General features: G+C 33.0%; 8 protein-coding genes. 1 reads left to right on the forward strand and 7 read right to left on the reverse strand.

Annotated elements, in window-relative coordinates; genetic code table 11:
• Positions 1 to 19: 19 nt before the first annotated feature.
• The 7 genes from acsA to U9R23_08150 form a co-directional block, all read right to left on the reverse strand.
• On the reverse strand, positions 20 to 1,726 hold the full coding sequence (gene acsA / locus U9R23_08120) for an acetate--CoA ligase (protein MEA3476386.1): 1,707 nt from the start codon (positions 1,724 to 1,726) through the stop codon (positions 20 to 22).
• A gap of 246 nt (positions 1,727 to 1,972) precedes the next feature.
• On the reverse strand, positions 1,973 to 2,929 hold the full coding sequence (locus U9R23_08125; GenBank protein MEA3476387.1) for an L-threonine 3-dehydrogenase: 957 nt from the start codon (positions 2,927 to 2,929) through the stop codon (positions 1,973 to 1,975).
• Between the two features lie 161 nt (positions 2,930 to 3,090).
• A complete protein-coding gene (locus tag U9R23_08130) occupies positions 3,091 to 3,537 on the reverse strand; it encodes a hypothetical protein (GenBank protein MEA3476388.1) in 447 nt (148 codons plus the stop codon).
• A complete protein-coding gene (locus tag U9R23_08135) occupies positions 3,534 to 3,803 on the reverse strand; it encodes a nucleotidyltransferase domain-containing protein (protein MEA3476389.1) in 270 nt (89 codons plus the stop codon). Before U9R23_08135 ends, U9R23_08130 begins: the two co-directional genes overlap by 4 nt.
• A gap of 162 nt (positions 3,804 to 3,965) precedes the next feature.
• Entirely contained in the window at positions 3,966 to 4,352 is a 387-nt protein-coding gene (acpS, locus tag U9R23_08140; GenBank protein MEA3476390.1) for a holo-ACP synthase, read from the reverse strand.
• 59 nt (positions 4,353 to 4,411) lie between these two features.
• On the reverse strand, positions 4,412 to 5,935 hold the full coding sequence (locus U9R23_08145) for a UDP-N-acetylmuramoyl-L-alanyl-D-glutamate--2,6-diaminopimelate ligase (GenBank protein ID MEA3476391.1): 1,524 nt from the start codon (positions 5,933 to 5,935) through the stop codon (positions 4,412 to 4,414).
• A 272-nt stretch (positions 5,936 to 6,207) separates the two neighbouring features.
• The gene (locus tag U9R23_08150; protein ID MEA3476392.1) at positions 6,208 to 7,290 is read right to left on the reverse strand and encodes a peptidoglycan bridge formation glycyltransferase FemA/FemB family protein; all 1,083 of its coding nucleotides are present in this window, start codon (positions 7,288 to 7,290) and stop codon (positions 6,208 to 6,210) included.
• Positions 7,291 to 7,481: 191 nt separating this feature from the next.
• On the opposite strand from U9R23_08150, the gene U9R23_08155 reads away from it, so the two are divergent.
• Positions 7,482 to 8,165 carry a peptidylprolyl isomerase gene (locus U9R23_08155; protein MEA3476393.1) on the forward strand — a complete coding sequence of 228 codons (684 nt, stop codon included), beginning with the start codon at positions 7,482 to 7,484 and terminating at the stop codon, positions 8,163 to 8,165.
• Positions 8,166 to 8,252: the final 87 nt, after the last annotated feature.

Consider the following 8,252-nt stretch of genomic DNA (forward strand, 5'->3'; position numbering starts at 1 on the left):
GTGTCTTGGTGGTAATGTTTTATTCATCGTCTTCCAAAGTGGAAGTATCACCGATTTCTTCTCCCCACTCTTTTGCATGAAGAATTCTGCGCATAATTTTTCCACTTCTTGTTTTTGGAAGAGAATCCACATATTCAATCTCTTGAGGCATTGCAAATGGCGATAATTTTTTGCGGATAAAATTCATAATTTTCAATTCAAGTTCAGGACTTGCTTCATATCCCGGATTCAAATGAACAAATGCTTTTACAACCTCCATATTTATCTCATCCGGTTTTGCTACAACTGCAGATTCAGCCACAGCCTCGTGCTCCAAAAGAGCAGATTCAACTTCAAATGGACTTACAAGATGACCACCAGTATTTATAACATCATCATCACGACCGACAAACCAGAAATATCCATCCTTATCAATTCTTGCTCGGTCACCAGAAATATACCAGCCATTTTTGAATTTGGTTTTAAAAGTTTGTTCATTTCTCCAGTAAGTCCTTAACATTGCTGGCCATCCAGGCTTAAAAGCAATAAGTCCAATTTTACCAGATTCTTCCCATGGTTCATAAGTTTTTGGATTTAAAACTGTAGCAGTAATACCAGGGAATGGTTTTCCCATTGAGCCTGGCTTAACTTTCATCCCCGGATAGTTGGAAATCATTATTGAGCCAGTTTCTGTTTGCCAGTAATTGTCTTGGAAAGGTTTTCCAAAAACCTTTTCTGACCAGATAACCGCTTCTGCATTAAGTGGCTCACCCACACTTGCAAGATGTATAAGGGAAGAAAGATCATGTTGTTTAACCACTTCATCTCCAGCCCTCATTAATGAACGGATAGCAGTTGGGGCAGAATACCAGCCTGTAACTTTATGCTTTTCAATAAATTTATACCAACTTTCTGCTGAAAATCCAGTATCAAGAACGCATTGAGTAATGCCCAAACTCCAGGGACCAATTATGCCATAAGAAGTTCCTGTTACCCATCCTGGGTCTGCAGTACACCAATAAATGTCATCATCCTGAAGATCTAAAACCCACTTAGTTGTTAAATATTGGGAAATGATTGAGTAATGCACATGTTTGACACCTTTTGGCTGTCCAGTTGTTCCTGAAGTGTAATGAAGGACTGATGGAGTTTCAGCTTTTGAAGGGAAAATTTCAAGATTTTCAACTGGTTCTGCTTCATCCATTGAGAACGCAATTTCTCTTTCTCTAAGTGGTTTTCTGCCATCATAATCAACAATAATGATGTGTTTCAAATAAGGCATCTGGTCTAAAATTTTTCTTACTTTAGATACATGCCTTTTCTGTGTGATAATTGCTTTTGTTTCTGCATTGTCCAACCTTACATGCAAAGACTCATCACCAAAGACTGAAAAGAGTGGTTGTGCAATTGCACCAATTTTCAAGATACCCAGAAAACCAATATAAAGTTCAGGAATCTTGTCCATAAAAAGACAAACCCTATCTTCATTTTGAATTCCTAAATTTCTTAGAAAGTCCCCGAATTTATTGCTGTTTATACGAATATCATTAAAAGTATATTTTTTTTCTATTCCACCCAAACCTTCCCAGATAAGAGCAATTTTGTCTGCTTTTCCCATTTTGCAGATACGGTCTGAACAGTACCAACCAATATTTATTACATCCCCTTCTTTGTAGCCGAGTTCTTTTTCAGAAATTGACCAATCAAAGTTTTTTATTCTTTCATCATAAGAACCTATGTTTGACATTATTACTCCTTTTTTATTTTAAATAATAATGAGATCTGCAAAATTGAATATTCTATTAAAATGCATAATTATTGGAGCGTTTTATATTTTAACCTCAACCTCTAACTCCTTCTCCTATCCGTCTGGGCGCCAAGACCGACAAGGAGAAGGAGAACTTATACTTCCTCGCCTTTTAGGAGAGGATTGAGGTGAGGTCAAAAAAAATCCTATTTTGCATAACTCATATTTTAAATAATATAAAAAGAATTACGGATTGCTTAATTTTTTTGAAAGAACTTTTATCATATCTTTTGTCATTGCACGTAAATCGTATTTTGGGTCCCAACCCCATTCTTCACAAGCACAAGAATCATCCATTTTATTGGGCCAGGAATTTGCAATTGCCTGACGAACAGGGTCAATATCGTAATCCATTTTAAATTCTGGAATGTATTTGCGTATTTCTGTAGCGATTTCCTCTGGTTCTAAACTCATAGCAGTAACATTGAAAGCATTACGGTGTTTAAGTTTGGAAGGCTCGGCTTCCATAAGGTCAATCGCAGCTTTAAGACAATCCGGCATATACATCATATCAAGATAAGTTCCCTTTTTAAGAAAACAGGTATATTTCTTATTTTTGATAGCTTCATAGAAAATCTCTACCGCATAATCTGTTGTTCCACCACCGGGTAAAGTTTCATAAGAAATTATGCCTGGATAACGGACTCCTCGTGTATCTACGCCAAATCTTTTGTAATAGTAATCGCAAAGTAGTTCTCCAGCAACTTTGGTTACACCATACATTGTGTTTGGACGTTGAATAGTATCTTGAGGAGTATCATCTTTAGGAGTTGTTGGTCCAAATGCACCGATAGAACTTGGAGTAAAAACCGCACAATTATACTTACGAGCAACTCCTAATACATTATAAAGACCATTGATATTCACATCCCATGCTAATTGTGGTTTTGCTTCTGCAACAGCAGAGAGAATCGCAGCAAGGTGATAAATCGTATCAATCTTATACCTCTTAACTACATCTGCCACGGTAGTTATATCTGCACAATCAATAACCTCAAACGGACCTGAATTCAAAAGATGTTCACTTGGTTTTGTTTTGTGTCCCGCAGCAATAACATTATCATTACCATATCTTCTCCTCAACTCCATTGTTAGTTCCGAACCAATTTGCCCTACAGCACCAGTTACTAAGATTTTCTTCATTCATACTCCTAATTAATAATTTCCCACTAAATTGATATTATAATTTTTCTATCTTTGGGTATGATTACATTCATTTCTATAGTTTTCATTTTTTATCTGTATTACTTGTTAATAAATTCAATAACAATTATTTTTTTGTTGATTTTTATGCTCCTCATTTTTTAGGAAATAATAAATATTTTTTTTATTCGTTTATAAATAATATCAACATTTTCAATGCCTTCTTTGATTCTAATCCAATCAAGTTGAAATCCATAACCATGAAAGAATGCATGTCTGAATTTTCTATATGAAGCCAGAGATGTTGCTAGTGGTTCATCAAATAATAAAGGTAATTCTTTAAATGAAGGTTTCTTAAATCTTTTGAACAATTCAATATGCCAGTTTTCACCTTTTGGTAATTCAATATTATAATATTTACTAATTCTTTTTAATATGTTTTCAATTCCATTATAAAATTGAGAGAGAAATGTACCAGCGGCAGTTTTATCTTTTGTAGAGGGTTCTTTGTTATCAATGTCTTTTAATATAAGCAATAATTCTGAAATTGTAGATTCAATAAAATCTAATTCTATTTCAATCTCTTGTTTCAAATCCTCAAAATTCATATCAGGACTTTACCCTTTTTAATTATATAGTTTGTGAATCTATTGGAAGGAGTTAAAGGAATTAGATCAATTGAAATATTTAATTCATCTTCCATTTTAGAAGCAAGTTCGTACAATTTCCACCCAGCAATTCCATCACAAGCAAGATCAATATCATTTGCTTCGCCACCATTTTCTAAAAAACTACCAAAAAGTATTAATCGTGATACCTTATATTGTTTTGCCAAAATTAAAATCCTGTTAAGTTGTTTTTTTCTATCATTCATATTTTAAAATTTTCTCTGCTATATTGCTATATTCATTTCAGGAAATGACTCAATTATATCCAATGCTTCATGAAATGTTATAATTTTTTTATTCTTCACTTTCATATCCATCATTTTGTAAAATATTATTTACTTTCAAATTCCTCATTGAAAATTGTTAATTTATTTCTCTAAAATCACAACAGCAGTAGCATAATGTTTACTATGTGAAATTGATAACAGGATATTTGCAATTTTTCCCTTCTTAATTACCCTGTTAGATTTATTCTTAAGAATTAGACCTGGCTTACCAAGTTTATCATTTACTATCTCAACATCTTTCCAGCCAAGTCCATTTCTTAAACCTGTTCCAATTGCTTTGAAGAATGCTTCTTTGGCAGCGAATCTACCTGCAAAACATTGTGATTGAACATTTAGATTTTTATTTTTTGAACAATAATCAATTTCTTTTTCTGTAAAAACCATCTTAGAAAACCTACCTTTATGTTTTCCTAATTCAGCTTTAATTCTATCAATCTCAATTATGTCAATACCTATGCCAAAAACCATAATTTATATTTTCAAAATACTATATTATTTCTGTCAAATAATACAAGTATAAAGCAAGATTAAATATTTTTTGTAATCTTCATCTTTAAAGCAGATTTTACTACTCCATATTCATCCCATGGATATTCTTTCGTTCCGAAACACATTGATTTTTCTTGTGCCTTGCCGCAAATGATTACCACATCTCCCTCTTGGGCAGACAGAATCGCATTTGTAATTGCTTCTTTTCTGTCTGGAATTTTGAAGAGATCTATCCCTTCTTGTCTGTTTGCTAGTTTGCATCCACGAGCAATTTCACCAATAATATTTTCCACTGATTCTGTTCTTGGATCTTCTGTGGTGATAAAAATTTTATCAGCTAATTTTCCAGCAACCTTTCCCATTGCCTTTCTTTTATATTTGTCTCTCAAACCCGCACAACCAAAGACAACAATAACATTATTTTCTGCAACATCTCTCGCAACTCCAAGAGCTTTTTCCAGGGCATTTGGGGTGTGGGCAAAATCAATAATTACTTTGAAGTCACTTGTATTATGAGAGATAAATTCCATCCTGCCATTAATTTGTTTGATAGATTCTATCCCTTTTATGATAGATTTTATTGAAATTTTTTGTGAATGTGCCACAGAAATGGCGGCAAGAATATTATAGATATTATACCTGCCGAGTAAACTTGTCGCTATTGAAAAATGTTCATCTGGTGTTTTAACATCAAAGTTCATTTGTAATTTATCAAAATAAATATCACATGCAGAAATATCAGCCTTATTATTTAAGCCATAACTGAGTTTTATATCTGAATTTATATTTTCCAGCAGATTATAAGAAGCATCATCTTTGTTGATAATTGATACTTTGCTCACATTTTGTTTTCTAAAACTATTATATAAGTAATTGAATAGCTTCAACTTAGCACTTTGATATTCATCTAAATTTTTATGATAATCCAGATGCTCGGAAGTTATATTGGTTATTACAGCAATATCAAATTCACACATATCAACGCGATGTTGTGCTAACCCATGAGACGATGCTTCTATTACAACATATTCAGTACCTGCTGATAACATTTTAGCAAGATACTTTTGCATATCAAGTGCATTCGGCGTGGTTGTATGAAATCCTGTATCGTGAATTTTATCCCCGATAACAGCATTTATTGAGGTTATTAATCCGACACGAAATCCAGCAAACTTTAAAATCTGGTAAATAATTGTGGCAGTTGTGGTTTTCCCATCCGTTCCAGTCACTCCAATAACTCGCATTTTTCTGGCAGGATGGTTATAAAAAGCCGCTGAAAGAATTGCTAAAGCTTCGCGTGTATCTGGAACAACAATGCAAGGTATATTTGATTTTGCAATATATTCCACATTTTCAATAAATATTGAAGAGGCCCCATTTTTTATAGCAGAGGGAATAAACTTATTTCCATCAAAATTTTCTCCTTTGATTGCAACGAAAATGTTGCCCTGTTTTATATCTCGCGAATCAAATGCAATACCAGAGATTTTTATATTTTCAGCATTATCAAAATTGTAAGCTTTATACCATTTTAATGCTGATATTAAATTTTTAAGTTTCATCTGAAAATCTTTTCACCACAAAGGTTCATCCTTCGCAGTAGCAGTCCTACTGCTACGGAGAATGGACACAAAGGCACAAAGAAAAATATAATAATATAATAAAATCCATAACTCCTCCCGATAAATCGGGATTCATACTCCTTTGCGTCCCCGAGCCATCGGAGACATGTATGTTTCATTTTATTTCTTTTCTACCAATAGGAAGAATGATATGGAAGGATGCTTCAGCATTCTTTATTTGATTTAGCGAGATGGTAAACCATCTCGCTAATTTACTCTCCAAGCGAATCTGAAATCTTACCTTTTTTTATAAGACTTCGTATTGAAACATAAGTCTTAATGCCTTTATTCATTAGGTTATACCAGAATGGCTGAAGAACCAGGTCATGCATTCCAACAAACTTTTTGAATTCTCCACCAAAACCTTTTTTAAATCTATACACTCCGAATAAGGGATGCATCGGATGCGGGTTTACAGGAATCCCCCACAAATCATAAGTTTTATAGCCTTTTTCTTTTGCCCATTTTATAACCTCCCAATGAATTGCCTGATTAGGCATAACATTGCGATATTTGTTTAATGAAGCACCATACATATACCAGACTTTGTGCCCAAAAGAAAAAATATAAACTCCTGCAATCGGCGTATCCTGATAATGTGCAAAAAATATATGCACCATACCTTTATCAGCTAATTTTTCAACAACCCTTTTATAATATTTATAAGGATGAATAATGAATGTGTCTCTTTTTGCTGTCGCAATATAGATATTATAAAAAATGTCCACACCTTCAATATTTGTCATTTCTTTAACTTGGACTCCTTTTCGCACAGAAAGACGAATATTATAACGGGTTTTTGATTCAAAATTTGCTAGTAAATCATTTAAGCTTTGTGTCAAATCCAAAAAGAGTGTTGCTCTTGGTTGAATCTGCTTTTTTACAAAATGAAAATCATACTTGTCTAATATATCCTTTGCTTCAGCATCAGTTTCTAATACTTCCGGGTCAATCTTCAATACAATTGCGTTATGCTGTTTCGCAACTTCTTTTATTTTTGTAATCAATGTATAGAAAACATCCTCATTATGAAAATCCAAAACTGGTCCTCTTGGTGCATAAAATAAAGACTTCCCTATAAATGGAATCTTCCTTTTCAAGATTGATATGCCACCAATAATTCTGTTATCATCAAAAACAGCAATTCTAATCGGTTGCCATCCCGATATCTTTTTAAACTCGCCCCATTCTACTGATTGAATTATCGGGCATTCTTCTGTGGAACTAATAAAACTATTCCAATCTTCTAAGCCGGCTTGTGATTCTAAAATTTTACATACTAACTGTTTTTTCACTTTTTCCTATCATAAATTATATAATTATAATTAACATTTTAAGCGTAATTTATATGCGGGATTGTTGCTTTATCCTGTCAACTTTTTCTTATCACATAAAATAAATTTTTTTAAAATTATAAATATTGACAGCATAAATATATCATTTAACAAATCATATCAAAAATAAAGAAAGCTTGTGAGGAACTATTATGATGAAAAAAAATAGCATCAAATTATTCGCTGTAACTATCTTGCTTTGTGGACTTTTACCGTTGCTTTTGGTGTCTTGCAACCCAACAAATGAAAAAGCAAATATTGAAAAGATTAACAAACCTGAAAAAGTTGAAAAAACGATTGCTCCAAAACAAAAACAACCTGATAAAGATATTGTTGTTTTGCACACAAATTATGGCGATATTAAGCTGGAATTATTCCGTGACAAAGCTCCGATTACAGTAGAAAATTTCCTTACCTATGCAAAAGAGAAGTTCTACGATGGTTTAATATTCCACAGAGTTATCTCAACTTTTATGATTCAAGGTGGTGGTTTTGACCAGAATTACATGCAGAAACAGCCAACCCATCCACCAATAAAAAACGAAGCTACCAACGGAATAAGCAATGTAAGAGGCACGATTGCAATGGCAAGAACAAATCAGATAAATTCAGCTACTTCACAATTTTTTATAAATGTAAAAGATAATCTCTTTTTAGACCACAGGGATATGGGAGCAGGATTTGGTTATGCTGTATTCGGTAAAGTAATTGAAGGAATGGATGTTGTTGACCAGATAAAAAATGTTCAAACTGGCGTAAATCCTAAAACCGGAATGAAGGATTGGCCCAAAGTGGATGTGATTATTGAATCTGTTGAAATTGTAAGTGAAGGATAATATTAATATACTGTGAAATGATATAATATTAAAAAACAGGAACTTTTTGTAGATTTTTTATTTTTTCTCTTGACATCATATATTTGT

Source organism: Candidatus Cloacimonadota bacterium (assembly GCA_034722995.1).
In the GTDB taxonomy this organism is placed as follows: domain Bacteria; phylum Cloacimonadota; class Cloacimonadia; order JGIOTU-2; family JGIOTU-2; genus JAGMCF01.